The organism is Ruegeria sp. SATB027 (assembly GCF_059613825.1).
Genome location: NZ_JBXWTH010000032.1, coordinates 55,266 through 73,323 on the forward strand (window position 1 = coordinate 55,266; position 18,058 = coordinate 73,323).

The following is an 18,058-nucleotide window of genomic DNA, read 5'->3' on the forward strand; positions in this document are numbered from 1 at the left end:
CGCGTTCACGCAACGGCTCGGCGATACAGGTGCCACGTGGCATGACCCAGAACGGGCATAACCACGATAAGACCCAACAGCAGTGGCAAAGCCCCCAGGAACAAAAGCACCGCTACAATGAACCCCCAGGTCAGAATGACTCCGGGGTTGTGACGCAGCACTCTGAATGATGTCACAACAGCAACCGGCAAGCCCACTTTGCGGTCCAGCAGTAAGGGAAAACTGACCACGCTGATCGCCAGAGCGCAAAGGGCAAAAACAAACCCAACCGCAGTTCCGACAATGACCATCGTCCAGCCCGCAGAGGTCGTGAACACCTGTGTGGCAAATGCGCTGAGCGACGCTGGAACCTCGGGGCCCATCGTGTAGGTGTGAATGCTTTGCGCCACCATTAGCCAAAGCAGCAGCAGCATTACTAGGTAAAACCCCAAAACCAGAATTGCTCCGAACGACGGCGATCGAAGCACACCAAATGCGTCCAGCCAGTGAACCTCGCTGCCCTGTTCACGTTTGCGGCTGATCTCATAGAGGCCCACGGCCGCAACAGGTCCGATCAGCGCAAAGCCTGCGACCAGAGGGGCCAGAAGCGGAACCAGATTGGCGTTCAGGGCAAAGCCGAACATCAAAAGCCCCGCAACCGGGTAAACCAGGACAATGAATACGACATCCGCTCGGGTTTCGAGAAAATCCTGATACCCCGCCCTCAGGCAGGCCCGCAGGTCTTGCAGGGTCAAAGTCTGTACCATTGGCAGTTGCGTCGGATCTGTACTGCCAAGTTGCGAGACACTTTCCGTGACATGGTCACTTGTGGCGCCCAGAGCCTGGGCCGCCCAGCTGATCGGATTTCCGATTGTCTTAGCCATTTCTTCACCCTTCCCTGGCGAGACTTGCGCCGCGGAACGGATCCGGCATTCAGTTGCCCGTGGCCGGATCAACCGGCAACGCCATGCCTCAGTATAGCATAAATTTGCGAAATCTGGATCAATACTCCGGCATCGGACGGATTGCCCTGTGTCACAGTCATGTTAGCTTGATGGCAGGCAAGAGGAGGTCAGGATGCAGAAAACAGCGAAAACGGTTGTGATTCATGAATTTGGTGGGCCTGAGGTTTTGCGGATCGAAGACAGGCCAGTGGGCGACCCCGGTCCGGGTGAGATACGTATTCGGCATCAGGCCTGCGGGTTGAACTTCATCGACGTATATCAACGCACCGGCCTGTATCCCCTTGATCTTCCACATGCTTTAGGCATGGAAGCGGCTGGTACCGTTGAAGCGGTTGGGGAAGGGGTAACGCATCTTCAGCCGGGGCAGCGGGCCGCTTACGCCGCAGCCCCGCCCGGTGCATATTGCGAGGCGCGCGTGATGCCCGCAGCGCAGGTTTGCCCGCTACCGGATGGCATCACATTCGAAGCCGGCGCCGCGATGATGCTGAAAGGTCTGACGGTTGAATACCTGTTTCATCGGACCACACCATTGAAACGGGGCGATACGGTTCTGTTCCACGCGGCAGCAGGTGGGGTCGGGTTGATTGCATGCCAATGGGCTAAATCCGAAGGCATCACCTTGATCGGAACGGCGGGGAGTGACGAAAAATGCAGCCTTGCCCGGTTTAACGGGGCCGCACATTGTATCAATTATCGGTCCGAAAATTTCGCCGAACGCGTGGCTGAGATTACAAAGGGTCAGGGCGTCGACGTGGTGATGGACTCGGTTGGGGCGGACACGTTCGAAGGATCATTGGATTGCTTGAAACCGCTGGGCATGATGATTTCCTTCGGCAACGCCTCGGGCCCGGTTCCACCGTTCAACCTTGGGATTCTGGGCCAGAAAGGCTCGCTCAAGATCACCCGGCCCACGTTATTTACACATATCGCGGATCATGCGGTGTGTCAGGCAATGGCGCGTCGCCTGTTTGGCAAAGTCGAGGGGGGTGAGGTCAAAATCCATGTCGATCAGCGTTTTGCCTTGGATCAGGTTGCTGATGCGCATCGTGCGCTTGAAGCGCGGCAAACGACCGGCAGCACAATTCTGGATGTGTAACGCAGTACCCAAACGCCATCGTCCTTAGGATGCGGATATATGTTTCGCCCGCTGGGGAAGGATGAGAGGTGTTCAAAAAACATACGGCGGCGGAAAACCCGCCGCCGCTGTGCCTGAAATAGTCAGATCTTACTGCGATTGCAGCTCTGCCGGGGATTTTTCAGCAATCGTTTCCCAGTTTGCGCTCGCGCTTTCGATGAAACCCGGGATGTCGCCTTCCCAGCGCTCCTGAATGTCTTTGGACAGATTCAGGTACAGCTTGTTGTCGACGATCTTCCAGTGGTTCGGGTCGCCGTCGAATTTAAAGCCCATGGCCGCGCCGAAGGCACAATAGCCACCATATGCGGGCAGGTATGCTTCGGGGTTGGCTTCAAAGGCTACTTTGTTTTCTTCCGACGAGAACCGGTACAGTGCCTCATCGTGCAACGCAGTGATGCGGTAGTCGCCTTTGGTTGCCTCGCCAGCAGTGAAATACGCCACCGGATCATAACCCTGCATCGCCAGACCGGTCGAGCTTGCGTTGATTTCAACACCAGCCGCCAGCGCGGAGGTTGCCAATGTGACAGACAGTGCCACGCCACTGATCAGAGATTTAAACTTGTTCATTGCTTCACCTTTCGTGAAAAGAGTCCGTTCGGCACCGCGAAAATTGCCGCCGTAAGGCCCAGATTGTTGTCCTGTGTGGCCCGTAATTGACCGTCACGATAGCGATTTGGGAAGCGGGCTGATCACGTTCAAAACAATGATTTGTGATTGTGCGCAGGTGATAGAGCCACTGTTCTTTTTTGCCGATCTCGCCTCAGGCATCCGGCCTTAGGTTCAGGACAAATGCGATGACTTTGCATGCAGACATTTCACAGGGTCTTAGCAACGCGCCGCTGCCCATGGTTTGATACAGGTTCAGGCTGATATAGTCGGCTCCGCCCAGTTCGTGTGCAACCAGCTTGTGGGAATTACCACCCGCCATTCGTTGACGCACAACAACATAGCGCCGACCGCCGCAGGTTCCGGTGAAACTGCCCAAGGGCAGTGCAAAAAGGGCAGACAGAAACCCGTCTGGCGCGATCACGGCTTTCCGATTCTGGGTTCCGTTCCGGCCTTGATCCGCGCGACGTTCGAGCTGTGCCGCCAGTAGACCAGAAGTGTCAGAATTATCCCAAGGATAAATGTAGTCCCGTTTGACAGCAACAACACCCAAGTCGTTGACAGCGCGGCCGCAGCCAATGCGCCAACCGAGGATATCCGCCAGATTGCCGCCGCGACCAGCCAGGTCAGGCAGCAGGCAACACCGATGCGCCAGTCCAGTGCCAGCCAAAGCCCCAGAAAGGTTGCCACGCCCTTGCCACCCTTGAAGCTCAGCCAAACCGGAAAGCAATGGCCTAGAAACGCCATAAGCGCGGCAACCTGGGCCGCATCTTCACCCGCATATGCGCGTGCGATCAGAACGGCTGCCGCCCCCTTGCCTGCGTCAAACAGCAAGGTCAGTGCCGCAGCGGCCTTGTTGCCGGTGCGCAGGACATTTGTCGCCCCGATATTCCCGGACCCGATCTCGCGCAGATTTCCCAGCCCCATGATCTTGGCAAGCAACAAGCCGAAGGGAATGGAGCCCATCATGTATCCAACCACCGCCCATTGGAGCAGTTCGCTAGTCGAGTTGTCGATTGGGGGCATCAGGGTCTCCGGAACACTTCATTACCTGCCACATAGGTCGAAATGACCTTACCTTGCATCCGCTGGCCGTCAAATGGAGTGTTCTGAGATTTTGATTTTAGTGCAAACCGATCAAGCACAAAAGGCACATCTGGGTCGAACAGAACCAGATCCGCTGGCGCGCCTTTCGACAGGCGACCGCTGTCCAGTCCAAGCCGCTTGGCCGGGTTAAGGGCCATGGCCCGAAACAGCGTCGGCAAATCCAGCTGGCCCGCGTGATACAGACGCAAGGCCGCGGGCAGAAGCGTTTCCAGTGCGACCGCACCCGAGGCCGCTTCTTCAAACGGCAGCCGCTTGCTCTCTTCGTCCTGAGGGGTGTGCATCGAGCTGATGATATCGATCAGCCCGGTGCGAACGGCTTCGATAACCGCCTGCCTGTCATCTTCTGATCGCAGCGGCGGTTTGACCTTGAAGAAGGTGCGATAGTCGGCCACGTCAAGCTCGTTCAGCGTCAGGTGGTGGATCGACGTCCCTGCCGTTATATCCAGCCCATTGCGCTTGGCACGCTCCAGTGCAGGCAGCGCTCGGGCAGTGGTGATTTGGTCGGCGTGATAGGCGGCGCCGGTCATCTCCAGCAGGGCAATGTCGCGGTCCAGCCCCATCCGCTCTGCCATCGGTGACACTGCGGGCAGGCCGCGCAATGCCGCGAACTTGCCACTGGTCGCTGCGGCCCCGGCGCTCAGCCCTGGCTCTTGCGGGTGGGCTATCACAAGCGCGCCACAGGATTTCGCATAGGTCAGGGCACGGGAAAACACCTTGGTATTAGTGATGACGTGATCGCAATCAGTGAAGGCGATCGCGCCCGCGTCCATCAGAAACCCGATCTCAGTCATCTCACGCCCTTCGCGCCCTTTGGTCAGGGCAGCCATCGGCAGAACATTGACTGGCGCATCGGCCTGCGACCGGCGTGTCGCGAATTCCAGCGTTTCCGGTGTGTCGACTGCTGGCAGAGTATCCGGTCGGGTGACAATCGTCGTGACACCGCCAGCTGCAGCAGCAAGTCCTGCTGACCGATAGCTTTCCTTATGACGTTCACCGGGTTCACAGACCTTGACGCCAATATCGATGATGCCAGGGGCGAGGCACTTGCCGTTGCAATCTACGATATGCCCTTCAGTACTCGGCGCGCTTCCTTCGCCTCGGGCGGTAATCCGGCCATTGTTTACCTGCAACCAGCCAGTTGACTCTGTTCCGGCTTCGGGGTCGATCAGGCGGGCGTTGGCGAAAAGAACGGAAGTCATGGAACAGCCCTTTCGATGGCGGCCTTCGTGGCGGCGGGATCGGCCTGATACTTGATCAGGTGTTTATCGCCGCCCTTGGTAACGACTTGTACGAAACTGCCCATGGTTTTGACCGCCTCGATCTGGTTCAGCGATACTTTGCGTGGACCGGGGCCGGTCAACAAAGTGCCGGTCATCTCCCAGTTAGCAGCCAGTTCTTCCGACGCCAGATACCACGCGCGGATGCCAATTGCGGCGAGGCCGGCAGGTGCTCCGGTCCAGACATAGGGGTTGCCGGTCAACCACAACACAGCCATTGCACCGGCCATGGCAGCCGCCGCAAGCCATGCATTAGTGCGGATGTACGCGCCCTTGTCCGGGGTAAAGACTACAGGATCAGCCATAGAATCCCTCCGGTGATCAAAAGTACTACCAACGCCATAACGGCCGAGCCTATGCGGAGCGGTTTGTTGCCAACCGGCGCGGTTTGCGGGGCGGAGAAAGGCTTGGCACTTTCGGTTTCGATCACACCTCCGGTCCAATTGGTTGCCACTTCCGTGAAAAGACCCGTCAGGTGAAGCCGGGGATCGGGTTCAAGGGTCGTGGCCTGGTCTTTAAACGCTGCGCTGCGCAGAACCATGACCCATCCGCCGATCTGCGCCAGCGCCGCACGGTCCAACTGATCCTCGGACACGCCGCACCCTTCGTTCAGATAGCCGTAAAGCCCAAGTTCTTCGAGGTCGGATACCGGAAAGATGTCGATCTGCTCGGGGTCCAGCCCGTCGACGCCAAGCACCTGATCGGCGGCACCCGGTTCGCGCAGGAACTTTGCCTCTTCCGGGCGCATGTCCAGTGTGAACAGGCGCAGAACGCCGCGTTCATGGGGGGCGACTATCAGAGTGCTCATGCAACCTCACGCAGGTTGCGGGCCAGAAGGTCCATGGCGGCCATGCGGACAGCGACCCCCATCTCCACCTGCTCCTGTATTACGGACCGATTGATGTCATCAGCCAGGGTTCCGTCGATCTCAACCCCGCGGTTCATTGGGCCGGGGTGCATGACGATGGCATCGGGCTTGGCCAGCGCCAGCTTATCCGCATTTAAGCCGTAACGGTGGTAGTACTCGCGTTCTGACGGGATGAAGCCTCCGTCCATTCGTTCTTTCTGAAGGCGCAGCATCATGACCACATCGACGTCTTTGAGACCCTCGTTCATGTCGTCATAAACCTCGGCCCCGAACTCGGCGAATTGCGACGGCACGAGTGTGGGCGGGCCGATCAGACGAATGCGGTTTTCCATCTTGCCCAGCAGGATCAAATTGGATCGAGCAACACGAGAGTGCGCGACATCGCCGCAAATGGCGATGTTCAGACGGTGCAGGCGACCTTTGGCGCGGCGGATCGTCAGCGCGTCCAGCAAAGCTTGAGTCGGATGTTCATGCCGCCCGTCGCCTGCGTTCAGAACAGCGCAGTTGACCTTTTGCGCCAGCAGGTCGACCGCGCCCGAATGCGGGTGACGCACCACCAAAAGGTCGGGATGCATCGCGTTCAGGGTCAGCGCAGTGTCGATCAGCGTCTCGCCCTTTTTGATCGAACTGGCCTGCATCGCCATGTTCATCACATCTGCACCCAGACGCTTGCCAGCCAGTTCGAAGCTTGCCTGCGTTCGGGTCGAGTTTTCAAAGAACATGTTGATCTGGGTGAGCCCCGACAACACATCCGAATGTTTGGTCGACTGGCGGTTCATGTCGACATAGGTTTCGGCCAGATCGAGAATTTCGGTGATATCGGATTGCGACAGATGCTCGATGCCAAGAAGGTGACGATGGGCGAAACGCATGGGCGGGCTCCTGTCTGACAATCGGGCCGCTTATAGAAAGCCACGCGGTGCAAAGCAACCTAAGGATCAGAACCCTCTGGCAGTTTTTCGCAGCCACCCTCTGGCAGACATTGTTCACCCGGTTTGCACCATTTGCCGTATCCGCAGTCGATGGCTTTGATCGGCACGCAACCCTGATGGTCCGAGCATTTGAATCCCGGACGGCACTGCGAGCCTGTTTCTTCGCATAGGAACCATCCCGGACGGGAACACCCCCCACCCGGCAGACAGGACGAGCCTCGCGCACAAGTTCGGCCATCCTCGCATATCGTAGGAGGGGCTGTATCCGGATCTGGTGTGATCCGTTCACATTCGCCGCGCCCATTGCAAAAACTGTCACCGGGGCAATCCAGACGCGATGTGCATTTGTTCACGCCTGCGGGTGCACAACGCGCTCCTCCCGCTACGCAGCGTTCAAACGGGCCGCAGCTGCGCCCGCCACCGCAATAGGTACCGCCCAGCGGTATGCAGTGCCCATCAAAGCTGCATCTTTGACCGCCGGAACAGCAGGTGGTGCCGCATTTGAACTGGCCCGCACGGCACTGGCCCTGTGCGTTGTGGAACGTCGCCAATGCCGGATTGCCGGTAAGCACCAGTCCAAGCCCGATCAGGAGGATTCGCAAGGTTCTGAGCATCGTGCTCTGATGGTCGGCGCGACAGAGCGACCGATCAAGCCCAATTCGCTTTCCATCAGCCCTCAGGCGGGTAAATTATCCATATGGAATCGGGCTTGGACTATTACTCTGCACGGGCCTTGCTGGAATGGCAGGTCGAACTGGGCGTGACCGAGGCAATCGGGGATGCTCCGGTTGATCGATATTCGGTGCCGGACACATCACCAAAGCCCAAGAAGGCAGAAGTTGCGGCAGCCATCCCGTCAAAGCCCGGGCAGACCGACCCGGTAACGGTTGCGCAAGCAGCGGCCAAGGGAGCGGGGTCACTGGATCAGCTGCGCGATGCGATGGAAGCTTTTGATCACTGCGAGCTGAAGCGCGGGGCGCGGCAGTTGGTTTTTGCTGATGGAACGCCCGGTGCGCGGGTGATGATTATTGGTGAGGCTCCGGGCCGCGACGAAGACCGCGAGGGCAAGCCTTTTGTCGGGCGCGCGGGCCAGTTGCTGGATCGCATGTTGGCCGCGATTGATCTGGATCGCAGGCAGAACGTCTATATCACAAACGTACTGCCATGGCGGCCCCCACAGAACCGTGACCCAAAGCCCGAAGAAATCGGGATGATGAAGCCCTTTCTGGAACGTCACGTGGCGCTGGCCCGGCCCGAGGTTCTGGTGGTGATGGGCAATATCAGCTGTCAGGCCGTTCTGGGCAAGCGCGGGATTACCCGATTGCGCGGCCAATGGGATCAGGCGATGGACCTGCCTGTGATCCCAATGTTTCATCCAGCTTATTTGCTGCGCCAGCCGCAAATGAAGCGGCAGGCCTGGGCTGACCTGCTGGAGTTGCAAGCCCGGCTGCGAGGTGAGTCATGAAGGTCTTGGCGTTTTCCGATCTTCATATGGCGCGCAACCGCGCCGTTGATCTGGTGGCGGCCAGCGCTGATGCCGACCTGGTTATCGGCGCAGGGGATTATTGCAATATGCGGCAGGGTCTGGATGAGGCGATGCAAATGCTTTCGGGCGTTTCAGCGCCGCTGGTCCTGATACCCGGGAATGCAGAAAGCGCAGAGGATCTGGGCAAAGCTGTGCCCGAGGGTGTGCATGTTCTGCATGGAACGGGAATGACGGTGGATGGATTGCGCCTGTTCGGGCTTGGCTACGGTGTTCCACCCACACCGTTTGGTGATTGGTCCTGTGATCTGACCGAGGGTGAGGCCGCCGAACTGCTGGCGCGCTGCAGCGGAGCAGATATCCTGATTTCGCACTCACCGCCCAAGGGCCATGGGGATGTGACCTCGCAAGGCATGGCTGTTGGTTCGGTCGCTGTTCGGAACGCGATCGAGCGGATACAGCCCCGTTTCACGTTTTGCGGCCATATTCACGACAGCTGGGGATATCGCGGCTCGATCGGCCGCACCCGGATCGCCAATCTTGGTCCCAAGGTAAACTGGTTCGAGGTCGCCGTATGATTGAGTTGGTAACACTGCTTGCCTTCATTCCCGCTGCGCTGGCGCTGAACCTGACACCGGGCGCGGATATGATGTTCTGTTTCGGTCAGGGCCTGCGATCAGGTCCGCGCGCCGCAATTGCCGCAAGTGCCGGGATATCCGCGGGTGGAATGATACAGGTCCTTCTGGCTGGGCTGGGCCTCGGCGCGGCGGTTGCGGCCTTGCCATGGCTGTTCGATGTCATTCGCTGGGTTGGTGTTGCATACCTGTTGTATCTTGCCTGGGGTGCTGTTCGAAATGGCGCAGTGTCGGCCGAGGCCCCCGTCAAACCGGCCCGGTTGTCCTTTCGGGATGGGATGCTTGTCAATCTGACGAACCCCAAGGTAATTCTGTTCGTTCTGGCCTTTATCCCGCAATTTGTAGACCCGTCGCGGGGGTCGGTCCTAATGCAGTTTTTGATCTTCGGCACAATCATCGGCATCGGTGGGTTCGTCGTGAACGGGCTGGTTGGTGTTTTCGCCGGAAGCGCGGGGCGCCATCTGGTCTCGAATCCGCGCGCCTCACGTATTCTGGGCTGGATTACAGGGGGCATTTTTGCGGCCCTTGCGGTCCGGCTTGCCATTCTGGAAAGGGCCTGACACCACATGTCGCGCATTGACGAAACCATGGAGTTCATCCCGGTTAAGATCGCCGTACTGACTGTTTCGGATACCAGATCGGTGGAAGAGGACCGCTCGGGTCAGACATTGGTGGACCGGATTGAAAAGGCAGGACATGTCGTCGCGGATCGCAGGATAATTCGGGACGAGCGCAGACAGATTGCAGATCAGTTGCGCGCGTGGGTGGCGGACGAACAGATCGACGTCGTGATTTCGACCGGCGGCACGGGTCTGACTGGGCGCGATGTCACCGTCGAGGCGCATCGCGATGTCTATGAAAAAGAGATCGAAGCCTTTGGCACTGTCTTCACGATCATCTCGATGGAAAAGATCGGAACTTCGGCGGTGCAGTCGCGGGCGACGGGGGGCGTTGCGGGGGGGACATACCTGTTCGCCTTGCCCGGCAGCCCGGGGGCCTGCAAGGACGCGTGGGACGGTATTTTGGAAAAACAGTTCGATTATCGCCATCGCCCGTGCAATTTTGTGGAAATAATGCCCAGATTGGACGAACATCTGCGACGGAAGTAGACTGGTCATACGTTCCATTCCGTATAACCGCCTTGTGGCTTGGCATATTTCCTGATCCAGCTACATGTTGTGGACGGCAGCGTGGTGCAACCGGGGTAACTGATTGATGCGATTTCTGCGGCATAGTCTTGTCGGTATTTTTCTGGCGTTTCTGGCGCTGGCTTTGTTGTTTGTTGCCGTGCAGATGATCGTTGGGGCCGCTCAGGAGGCTTTGACGCACGATAACGCGACACCTCCCGCTCGAGAAAGGATCTTTGCTGTTTCGGTTCGGCCTGCCGAGGCGGAAACCGTCACCCCATATCTTGAAGCTTTCGGAGAGGTTCAAAGCCGCCGCAGGCTGGAGTTGCGCGCGGCGCTTGGTGGTCGCGTTGTCGCGCTGGCGGAAGACTTTGAAGATGGTGGAAATGTTGAGGCTGGCGAAGTGCTGGTTGAACTGGACCCGGCAGATGCGCAATCCGCACTGGATCGGGCCAAGTCCGACCTCTTGGACGCTCAGTTTGAAGAGCGCGATGCAGAACGCTCGTTGCTGCTGGCGCAGGACGAGTTGAAATCGGCTGAGGCTCAGGCGGAACTGCGGGAAAGGGCGTTGCAACGTCAACGCGATCTGGAAATACGGGGCGTGGGGGCCGCCGCTAGCGTGGAAGAGGCCGAACTGGCTGCCGCAGCGGCGCAACAGGCCGTACTGGCGCGGCGTATTGCGCTGGCACAGGCTGAATCCCGTGTGGATCAGGCATCAACCCTGTTGGCCCGCGCCATGATTGCACTGGAAGCTGCGGAACGTGATCTGGGCGACATGACAATCCGGGCAGGCTTTGGCGGTACTTTAACGGATGTGACTCTTGTGGAAGGGCGGCTGGTATCGGCAAATGAAAAGCTGGCTGAACTGGTTGATCCCAACGACCTTGAGGTGGCATTTCGGGTGTCAACTGCGCAGTATGTGCGGCTTCTGGATGGCGGTGATCGTCTGATCAACGCGCCGGTCACCATATCTCTTGAAGTCACAGGGACCGATCTGACCGCGATTGGCCAGATTAGCCGCGACAGCGGGTCTGCCGGTGAAGGTCAGACCGGGCGGTTGGTCTATGCCCGTCTGCAAGAGGCATCGGGGTTTAAACCCGGGGATTTCGTTACGGTTTCAGTTCAGGAACAACCGCTTGCCGGAGTTTACCGACTGCCGTCCTCGGTCCTAGATGCATCCGGAACAGTTCTGGTGCTTGGCCCTGATGACCGTTTGGAAAGCCTACCGGTTCAACTCATCCGCCGCCAGGGGGACGAGGTTCTGCTGCGGGGCGACGGTTTGGAAGGGCGAGAGGTCGTCGTCGGGCGAACCCCCCTGCTTGGGTCGGGCGTGCGGGTGCGGCCCCTGCGGTTTGAGGCGGGTGCAGACCCCGGAATGGTCGAGCTGACGGACGAGAAGCGCGCCGAACTTGTGGCGCAAGTCGAGGCGAACAGTGCGATGCCTCCGAAGGAAAAGACGCAGGTTCTAACCCGGCTGCGCGAAGCTCGTGTGCCGATGTCTTTGGTGCGCAGCATTGAAACCAGGGCTGGGGGATAAACGCCATGATGCGCGAGATACCTGGCGCGGCGGGCGGCATTCTCAGTTACTTCACGCGGCATCGGACAGTTGCCAACCTGCTGTTGCTTGTCATGCTGGTTCTTGGCGCGGCAGCAATCCCGAACATGCGGGCGCAGTTCTTTCCGGACGTCATTCTGGAACGCGTCGATGTATCCGTAACCTGGGATGGTGCCGGGCCCGAGGACATGGACGCCGGGATCGTGCAGCTGCTGGAGCCTGCGCTGCTGGCTGTCGAAGGGGTGACCAGTACCGAAGCTTCCTCGCATCCAGGTTGGACCCGGATCAGGCTGGAATTCGAACCTAACTGGGATGTGTCCCGCGCTGTTGAGGAAGTCCGGACCGCTATAGACGCTGTCACAGATCTGCCGGAAGACGCTGAGGAGCCCAAGATTCAACGCGGTGCGTGGCGTGATCGGGTGACGGATGTAGTGATCACGGGGCCGACCGATACTGCTCAACTGGCGAAGCTGACGGATGAGCTTATCAATCGTTTATTCGCATCTGGTGTGACCCGCACGACAATTCGGGGTATTGCCGCACCGCGCATTGTTGTCGAGGTCACCACTGCACAGTTGATCGCAAACGATATCACGATGGCCGAAATCGCGGCAGCGATAGGTGCCGAAGTCAATACGGACCCCGCTGGCAATGTCGAAGGAGCGGGTGCTCGTGTTCGGGCGGGAACCGAGAAACGCACGCCGGAACAGATCGAAGGCATCGCGCTGCGGACGAACGAAGACGGGTCGAAGCTGAAGGTTGGCGACATAGCCACGATTCGGATTGAAGGCGTCACTCGCGACCGCAGCTATTATGTGGGCGATAATCCCGCCATGTCCATCAGAGTGGACCGGTCGAACCAGGGAGATGCGATAGGTATTCAGCACACGGTCGAGGACGTAGCCCGCGAGATGCAGGCCAGCCTGCCTGAAGGTGTGAGAATTGATCTGATCCGTACCCGGGCGCAAGCGATTACCGACCGGCTGAACATCCTCGTGGATAACGGGCTGATGGGGTTGGGGCTGGTTGTCATCCTGTTGTTCCTGTTTCTGAATGCGCGCATTGCGTTTTGGGTCGCGGCGGGTATCCCGGTGGCGATGTCGGCGGCGATTGCGCTGATGTATCTGGGCGGTCTGTCGCTGAACATGGTTTCGCTGTTTGGTCTGATCATTACCTTGGGGATCGTCGTAGATGACGCCATTGTCGTGGGCGAGCACGCCGATTATCGCGCCCGCCGATTGGGTGAGACACCTGTGGAAGCCGCTGAGCGTGCCGCCCGTCGAATGGCAATGCCGGTTCTGGCCGCCACAGTAACGACCGTGATTGCGTTTTTCGGCCTGACGTTGGTTGGAGGACGTTTCGGAGAGCTGATCCGCGATATCCCCTTCACGGTGATCGCCGTTCTGGTTGCGTCGCTGGTGGAATGCTTCCTTATCCTGCCCAATCACATGGCGCACGCAATTGCGCATTCGGCCAAGGAACACTGGTACGATCTGCCGAACCGTGTCGTCAATCGTGGTTTTCGTTGGGTCCGGGATCACTTGTTCCGCCCGTTGATCGCTTGGGTGATCTGGGCGCGTTATGTGGTCGCCGCGTTGATGATTGCTATTCTGGCCAGTCAGGTTGCATTGTTCATTCGCGGCGACGTGAACTGGCGGTTCTTCAACGCACCTGAACGCAGCTCAGTCAGCGGCGGGTTTATCATGCGCGAGGGGTCGACCCGGTCAGATACGCTTGAAATGATGCGCATTCTACAGGATGCGACCAACGAGCTGGGCCGAATCTACGAAGAGCGTCATGGCCGAAATCCAATTGACTATGTCCTGGCCGAGGTTGGTGGCAATGCCGGGCGTGCTCTTGCTGCGGCTGACGGCAAGGACGGCAGTGTGCTGGGGGGCATTTCGATTGAACTGATCGACGCCGATCTGCGCCCATATTCGAGTTTTGAGTTTGTGGGCGAGCTACAGGATTTCGTACCGCGCCACCCCAAGGTCGAGGTGATCAGCTTCCGCGGTTGGCGGTCCGGCCCCGGTGGCGACGCCATCGACGTGCAGTTCTATGGCTCGGACGTAAATGTCCTGAAAGCCGCATCAGAAGATCTGCAAACCGCGCTGTCGAAGTTTCCTGAAGTCTCGGCGCTCGAAGACACTCTGGCATATGACAAGGAAGAGTTTCTTCTGGACCTGACAGCGCAGGGTCAGGCGCTGGGCTTTCGGATCGAAACGCTGGGGCGGGCTTTGCGCAACCGTTTGAACGGGATTGAGGCCGCAACCTTCCCCGACGGGCCGCGCAGTGCCGAGATCCGTGTCGAACTGCCCGAAGGTGAACTGACGGCAGATTTTCTGGAACGAACTCTAATGCGTTCTCCTGATGGGGTCTACGTACCTTTGGCTGATATCGTTTCGGTCGAGCGCAAGTCCGGGTTTTCGACGGTTCGGCGTGAAAACGGCCTGAGGGTGGTTTCGGTAACAGGTGACATTTCGGAAGACGATCCGGCACGGGCCGCCGAAATTGAACGCGTGATGCAGGACGAGATCCTGCCCAATATCGCAGCCGAAAGGCAGGTTGAGTGGCGCATGTCGGGTCTGAGCGAACAGGAAAACGAGTTCCTGTCCGAGGCCCGCAACGGTCTGATCCTGTGCCTGACCGGTATTTACCTTGTACTGGCCTGGGTTTTTGCCAGCTGGACACGGCCCCTTGTGGTCATGGCGATTATTCCCTTTGGCCTGGTCGGGGCGATTTGGGGCCATTACATCTGGGAGGTGCCGCTTAGCATGTTCACGGTTGTCGGGCTGCTGGGCATGACAGGGATCATTATCAACGACTCCATCGTTCTTGTGACGACAATCGACGCATACCAGCAGGATCGCGGGTTGATTCCGTCAATTCTGGATGGCACGGCGGACAGGTTGCGACCTGTCATGCTGACCACGCTGACGACGGTTCTTGGGCTAGCACCCTTACTATATGAAGGCTCTCAACAAGCGCAGTTCCTGAAACCGACTGTAATCACACTGGTCTACGGGCTTGGTTTCGGAATGTTACTGGTGTTGGTGCTTGTGCCCGCCTTGCTGGGAATTCTCAATGACGTGGCACGTCCGATGGCAGCCATGCGCCGTGCTGCACGGGCCCCTGACAAGGTTGTTCGTGGCGCGTTGGCCGGAACCGGCGTGATGCTTGGGATCTGGTTTGCCTTGACGATGATCTGGCCCGCCGTCAACGGTGCACCGCTTGCCATGCTACAAAGCCTTTACCCCGGTGAGGATGGCATTGCCGCATTGAAAATGGGGCTGGGAGCGTTTGTTGCCGGCGCTGTGCCGATTGTGATTCTGAGCATTGTTGCCTCAGGCATGCTCTATGGTCGCCTCACGAAATCGGCAGGTGCTTAAACCGCACGCAAGGCATATTCCATTAGCTCTATGACGCGCGCGCTCATGGGCAGGTTGCCTTGGCGTATCTGATCAATGGGAAACCACCGGGCATCAAGTGCGTCGTCACCGGCCCTCGGCGTGCCCGAGCGATACTGACATGCGACCCCGACCAGCAGGTAATGGGACACGACCACCCCATCTGGGGCTCGGCGCAGAAGGTCCAGACTGTTCAGATAATGTGATGGCTGCGCGATCACCGAGGTTTCTTCCAACAATTCGCGTTGCGCCGCTTCCAACACGGTTTCACCCCATTCGACATGGCCACCAGGAAACCCCCACAGCCCGGCGTCGGGCTGTTTGCTGCGCTGGACCAGAAGAACCTGATCCTGATGCAGAACAACGGCCAGGGCACCGATTTTTGGCGATTGGGTCATGAATTCAGCCTGCGCTGCAGCCCTGAATATCAACTGCGTGATTGGCGCCCAGAACCGTAATCCGGATTTCAGACCGATCCAGCGCAAAGGGTGTGCCCGATGCATTGATAATCTCGGCCTCGGCCACCAACGTATCGCCCTGCCGATGCGCAACCGACTGCGAAGCCCAGAGGGTGGGATTGCCGGGTTCGATCACAGCAACTTCATGACCACCTGCCGATGGCATGGTCACCCGTGCTTCGATACGCATACCATCCTTCGTTGGCGTCAGACGACACGTGGCACTGGACACGCGAGCTTCGGCTGCGGAATAGGGGCGTTGCGCCAGTGCGGCGGCAATCGCGGGATGGCGCCCGGCATTGGCGTCGAGCGTGTGGTCAAAGCCCAGACGTTCCGGAATACAAACGTCTTTGCAAACGCCCAAATCCATTTCGCCCTGCAATCGGACCGGCTTGGCAGGGTTGCGCGGCGTAATCTCAATCGGAAGAACCAGTTGGTTCTTGTAACCAATCGACTGCAACCCGTTCTGGTCGAAGACATCGGGGGCAGGCCATGTGATCTCAACACGCCCGACATTGCTTGAGCGTTTCCAGTTGATTTCCGGCGGGATGCCAGCATCTCCCGGCGCGCGCCAGTAGGTTTTCCAACCATCCTCAAGCGTCAGCTTCAAGGCGGTAAGATAAGCGCCGTTTGCAGTCCGGCCGCCATCCAGAACATCCAGCTGAACCACACCATCCAGATCCTGTGCGGCAACCGGGGCGGACAGTTGCAGGCAAGCGAGTGCGGCGACGGCAGTGTGTTTCATCGACATCTTCATCCTTCTTAAATGCGCGGCGTTGGCCCGGATTCCAAGTCACGTTCTGTTCACTGGGATGAAATCCGCCAAAATACCTGTTGTTCTCTTGCCAATAGACATGCTGCGGGGCCATTGTTGAGGTGTTCTGAGAAAGAGATGGCGGCCCATGGACCTGACCGGAAAACTGTTGATTGCGATGCCCGGTATGGGAGATCCGCGATTCGACCATTCGGTGGTGTATGTGTGCAGTCATGGTGACGACGGTGCCATGGGTTTGATTGTGAACAAGCCCTCGGACCTGCGGATAAAGACCTTGCTGGGTCAACTGAATATCGCCTGCCGTGTACCGATTGTCGGCGAACGCCTTGTGCATTTCGGTGGGCCAGTCGAGATGTCACGCGGCTTTGTCCTTCACAGCGCCGATTACGAGGCCAACCTGCATTCAATGCAGATTTCCGAGGATTTCAGCATGACGGCGACACTTGATGTGCTCGAGGATTTGGCGTCAGGCACTGGGCCGCTGAACTCGATGCTGGCGCTGGGTTATTCCGGCTGGGGGCCCGGTCAGCTTGAGGATGAAATTGCGATGAACGGCTGGCTAACCACTGAGGCAACGTCGAAACTTGTTTTCGATGTGCCCGATGATGCGAAATGGGAGGCAGCGTTGGCTTCTTTGGGCGTGGACCCGCTGACCCTTTCTGCCAGCGCGGGGCGAGCGTGATCAGCTGTCACGGGGTGCCGCCGCGCGCCGCAGCCGGTCATTGATTGCCGCCCCCAAACCCGTGTCAGGGATCGGAGAAACGGCAATCGGTCGCCCGGTTTCGTTCAGCTGATGCAGAAACGCAAACAGATTTGCCGCCGCTTCGATCAAGTTGCCAGTGGCGGACAAGTTCAGGTCGCACTCTACCTGCCCAAATCCCAGTAACACCTCGTCACCCTGACGGGTTATGGCATTCAAACGGACCGGAGCGTCCGGCGCATAGTGTGATTGCAACTGGCCGGGGGCGGTCAGAAGATCACCGGATTGATGCAAATGCAGACGCGTTTTCAGCGTCTCTTCGACCTGCTCCAGCGCGATGCCTCCTGGACGCAAAAGTGCAGGTTCCCCAGCCAGGCCGATGATGGTGGATTCAAGCCCGACATCGCACGGCCCGTCATCCAGAACAGCCGCAATTTTGCCGCCAAGACCCGACCAGACATGACTTGCCGTGGTCGGACTGATCTGACCCGACGGGTTTGCCGAAGGCGCCGCAACCGGGCCATCAAATTCGGCCAGCAGCGCGCGCGCTGTCGGATGTGCCGGAACGCGCACGGCCAACGTATCCAAACCTGCCGTCACCAGCGATGAAATCCCGTGCCCTTCGCGCAAGGGCAAAACCAAGGTAAGCGGACCGGGCCAAAAGGCCTGCGCCAGATGCTCGGCCTGATCTGACCATTGCACATACCGTTGCGCCGCGGCGACCGATGCGACATGTGCGATCAGCGGATTGAAGCTGGGCCGCCCCTTGGCCTCGTAGATCGATGCCACCGCCTGCCCGTTGCGGGCATCGCCGCCCAGGCCATAGACCGTCTCGGTCGGGAAAGCGACCAGAAGGCCCTGTCGCAACATATCTGCAGCCCGCGCGATACCGCCGGGATCCGCCGTCAATTCCTGAGTGCCGGTTGAGATCATAACTGGTGACGCCGCGTTTTGGTTGCTTGAAACATAAGGGACAGTAGGTAATTGATCCAAGCTCATACGCTTACCGGCGCTTGCCCACAATTCCAAGCCTGCCGATATGTTCTGAA

General features: G+C 58.7%; 19 protein-coding genes. 8 read left to right on the forward strand and 11 right to left on the reverse strand.

The window, feature by feature from the left end; genetic code table 11:
- Positions 1–5: 5 nt before the first annotated feature.
- A complete protein-coding gene (locus AC2FPW_RS07900) occupies positions 6–863 on the reverse strand; it encodes a DUF2189 domain-containing protein (protein ID WP_480585426.1) in 858 nt (285 codons plus the stop codon).
- Between the two features lie 193 nt (positions 864–1,056).
- Here AC2FPW_RS07900 and AC2FPW_RS07905 point away from each other — a divergent pair, with 193 nt between their 5' ends.
- Complete coding sequence (locus tag AC2FPW_RS07905) at positions 1,057–2,040, forward strand: quinone oxidoreductase family protein (RefSeq protein ID WP_496813142.1); 984 nt, start codon at positions 1,057–1,059, stop codon at positions 2,038–2,040.
- A 129-nt stretch (positions 2,041–2,169) separates the two neighbouring features.
- On the opposite strand, the gene AC2FPW_RS07910 is transcribed toward AC2FPW_RS07905, so the two are convergent.
- From AC2FPW_RS07910 to AC2FPW_RS07940, 7 genes are all read right to left on the reverse strand, one after another.
- The gene (locus tag AC2FPW_RS07910; protein WP_267365535.1) at positions 2,170–2,646 is read right to left on the reverse strand and encodes a YHS domain-containing (seleno)protein; all 477 of its coding nucleotides are present in this window, start codon (positions 2,644–2,646) and stop codon (positions 2,170–2,172) included.
- Between the two features lie 193 nt (positions 2,647–2,839).
- Positions 2,840–3,109: a hypothetical protein gene (locus AC2FPW_RS07915; RefSeq protein WP_496813144.1), complete on the reverse strand. Its 270-nt coding sequence runs from the start codon at positions 3,107–3,109 to the stop codon at positions 2,840–2,842.
- On the reverse strand, positions 3,106–3,711 hold the full coding sequence (gene plsY, locus AC2FPW_RS07920; RefSeq protein WP_496813145.1) for a glycerol-3-phosphate 1-O-acyltransferase PlsY: 606 nt from the start codon (positions 3,709–3,711) through the stop codon (positions 3,106–3,108). Before plsY ends, AC2FPW_RS07915 begins: the two co-directional genes overlap by 4 nt.
- Positions 3,711–4,991 carry a dihydroorotase gene (pyrC, locus tag AC2FPW_RS07925; RefSeq protein WP_496813146.1) on the reverse strand — a complete coding sequence of 427 codons (1,281 nt, stop codon included), beginning with the start codon at positions 4,989–4,991 and terminating at the stop codon, positions 3,711–3,713. Before pyrC ends, plsY begins: the two co-directional genes overlap by 1 nt.
- The gene (locus tag AC2FPW_RS07930; RefSeq protein WP_496813147.1) at positions 4,988–5,374 is read right to left on the reverse strand and encodes a hypothetical protein; all 387 of its coding nucleotides are present in this window, start codon (positions 5,372–5,374) and stop codon (positions 4,988–4,990) included. The genes pyrC and AC2FPW_RS07930 overlap by 4 nt, the downstream gene beginning before the upstream one ends.
- Positions 5,359–5,877, reverse strand: coding sequence for a hypothetical protein (locus tag AC2FPW_RS07935; RefSeq protein WP_496813149.1), 519 nt, complete (start codon positions 5,875–5,877; stop codon positions 5,359–5,361). The genes AC2FPW_RS07930 and AC2FPW_RS07935 overlap by 16 nt, the downstream gene beginning before the upstream one ends.
- Positions 5,874–6,809, reverse strand: a complete 936-nt coding sequence (locus AC2FPW_RS07940) for an aspartate carbamoyltransferase catalytic subunit (protein ID WP_480622962.1) — start codon at positions 6,807–6,809, stop codon at positions 5,874–5,876. Before AC2FPW_RS07940 ends, AC2FPW_RS07935 begins: the two co-directional genes overlap by 4 nt.
- Positions 6,810–7,566: 757 nt before the next feature.
- On the opposite strand from AC2FPW_RS07940, the gene AC2FPW_RS07945 reads away from it, so the two are divergent.
- From AC2FPW_RS07945 to AC2FPW_RS07970, 6 genes are all read left to right on the forward strand, one after another.
- On the forward strand, positions 7,567–8,334 hold the full coding sequence (locus tag AC2FPW_RS07945) for a uracil-DNA glycosylase (RefSeq protein WP_480539023.1): 768 nt from the start codon (positions 7,567–7,569) through the stop codon (positions 8,332–8,334).
- Positions 8,331–8,930 carry a metallophosphoesterase family protein gene (locus tag AC2FPW_RS07950; protein ID WP_496813150.1) on the forward strand — a complete coding sequence of 200 codons (600 nt, stop codon included), beginning with the start codon at positions 8,331–8,333 and terminating at the stop codon, positions 8,928–8,930. Before AC2FPW_RS07945 ends, AC2FPW_RS07950 begins: the two co-directional genes overlap by 4 nt.
- Positions 8,927–9,547, forward strand: a complete 621-nt coding sequence (locus tag AC2FPW_RS07955) for a LysE family translocator (protein WP_267366057.1) — start codon at positions 8,927–8,929, stop codon at positions 9,545–9,547. Before AC2FPW_RS07950 ends, AC2FPW_RS07955 begins: the two co-directional genes overlap by 4 nt.
- A gap of 6 nt (positions 9,548–9,553) precedes the next feature.
- A complete protein-coding gene (gene moaB / locus AC2FPW_RS07960; protein ID WP_496714680.1) occupies positions 9,554–10,096 on the forward strand; it encodes a molybdenum cofactor biosynthesis protein B in 543 nt (180 codons plus the stop codon).
- Between the two features lie 106 nt (positions 10,097–10,202).
- Entirely contained in the window at positions 10,203–11,651 is a 1,449-nt protein-coding gene (locus tag AC2FPW_RS07965; RefSeq protein WP_496813298.1) for an efflux RND transporter periplasmic adaptor subunit, read from the forward strand.
- A gap of 5 nt (positions 11,652–11,656) precedes the next feature.
- Entirely contained in the window at positions 11,657–15,058 is a 3,402-nt protein-coding gene (locus tag AC2FPW_RS07970; protein ID WP_496813151.1) for an efflux RND transporter permease subunit, read from the forward strand.
- Here AC2FPW_RS07970 and AC2FPW_RS07975 read toward each other — a convergent pair.
- Positions 15,055–15,474: an NUDIX hydrolase gene (locus tag AC2FPW_RS07975; protein ID WP_496813153.1), complete on the reverse strand. Its 420-nt coding sequence runs from the start codon at positions 15,472–15,474 to the stop codon at positions 15,055–15,057. The genes AC2FPW_RS07970 and AC2FPW_RS07975 overlap by 4 nt on opposite strands.
- A gap of 4 nt (positions 15,475–15,478) precedes the next feature.
- Entirely contained in the window at positions 15,479–16,279 is an 801-nt protein-coding gene (locus tag AC2FPW_RS07980) for a protein-disulfide reductase DsbD domain-containing protein (protein WP_496813154.1), read from the reverse strand.
- A gap of 157 nt (positions 16,280–16,436) precedes the next feature.
- Here AC2FPW_RS07980 and AC2FPW_RS07985 point away from each other — a divergent pair, with 157 nt between their 5' ends.
- Positions 16,437–16,991, forward strand: coding sequence for a YqgE/AlgH family protein (locus AC2FPW_RS07985; RefSeq protein ID WP_480483069.1), 555 nt, complete (start codon positions 16,437–16,439; stop codon positions 16,989–16,991).
- Here AC2FPW_RS07985 and AC2FPW_RS07990 read toward each other — a convergent pair whose 3' ends face one another.
- The gene (locus tag AC2FPW_RS07990) at positions 16,992–17,942 is read right to left on the reverse strand and encodes an L-threonylcarbamoyladenylate synthase (protein WP_496813156.1); all 951 of its coding nucleotides are present in this window, start codon (positions 17,940–17,942) and stop codon (positions 16,992–16,994) included.
- Positions 17,943–18,058 lie beyond the last annotated feature (116 nt).

Bases quoted from the DNA above. Each gene is read 5' to 3' on its own strand.
- AC2FPW_RS07935 (WP_496813149.1), bottom strand. From the start codon at position 5,877: ATGAGCACTCTGATAGTCGCCCCCCATGAACGCGGCGTTCTGCGCCTG.
- AC2FPW_RS07965 (WP_496813298.1), top strand. From the start codon at position 10,203: ATGCGATTTCTGCGGCATAGTCTTGTCGGTATTTTTCTGGCGTTTCTG.
- AC2FPW_RS07930 (WP_496813147.1), bottom strand. From the start codon at position 5,374: ATGGCTGATCCTGTAGTCTTTACCCCGGACAAGGGCGCGTACATCCGC.
- AC2FPW_RS07990 (WP_496813156.1), bottom strand. From the start codon at position 17,942: ATGATCTCAACCGGCACTCAGGAATTGACGGCGGATCCCGGCGGTATC.
- AC2FPW_RS07940 (WP_480622962.1), bottom strand. From the start codon at position 6,809: ATGCGTTTCGCCCATCGTCACCTTCTTGGCATCGAGCATCTGTCGCAA.
- AC2FPW_RS07970 (WP_496813151.1), top strand. From the start codon at position 11,657: ATGATGCGCGAGATACCTGGCGCGGCGGGCGGCATTCTCAGTTACTTC.
- AC2FPW_RS07955 (WP_267366057.1), top strand. From the start codon at position 8,927: ATGATTGAGTTGGTAACACTGCTTGCCTTCATTCCCGCTGCGCTGGCG.
- moaB (WP_496714680.1), top strand. From the start codon at position 9,554: ATGTCGCGCATTGACGAAACCATGGAGTTCATCCCGGTTAAGATCGCC.
- AC2FPW_RS07905 (WP_496813142.1), top strand. From the start codon at position 1,057: ATGCAGAAAACAGCGAAAACGGTTGTGATTCATGAATTTGGTGGGCCT.
- pyrC (WP_496813146.1), bottom strand. From the start codon at position 4,991: ATGACTTCCGTTCTTTTCGCCAACGCCCGCCTGATCGACCCCGAAGCC.
- AC2FPW_RS07975 (WP_496813153.1), bottom strand. From the start codon at position 15,474: ATGACCCAATCGCCAAAAATCGGTGCCCTGGCCGTTGTTCTGCATCAG.
- AC2FPW_RS07910 (WP_267365535.1), bottom strand. From the start codon at position 2,646: ATGAACAAGTTTAAATCTCTGATCAGTGGCGTGGCACTGTCTGTCACA.
- AC2FPW_RS07945 (WP_480539023.1), top strand. From the start codon at position 7,567: ATGGAATCGGGCTTGGACTATTACTCTGCACGGGCCTTGCTGGAATGG.
- plsY (WP_496813145.1), bottom strand. From the start codon at position 3,711: ATGCCCCCAATCGACAACTCGACTAGCGAACTGCTCCAATGGGCGGTG.
- AC2FPW_RS07980 (WP_496813154.1), bottom strand. From the start codon at position 16,279: ATGAAACACACTGCCGTCGCCGCACTCGCTTGCCTGCAACTGTCCGCC.
- AC2FPW_RS07950 (WP_496813150.1), top strand. From the start codon at position 8,331: ATGAAGGTCTTGGCGTTTTCCGATCTTCATATGGCGCGCAACCGCGCC.
- AC2FPW_RS07985 (WP_480483069.1), top strand. From the start codon at position 16,437: ATGGACCTGACCGGAAAACTGTTGATTGCGATGCCCGGTATGGGAGAT.
- AC2FPW_RS07900 (WP_480585426.1), bottom strand. From the start codon at position 863: ATGGCTAAGACAATCGGAAATCCGATCAGCTGGGCGGCCCAGGCTCTG.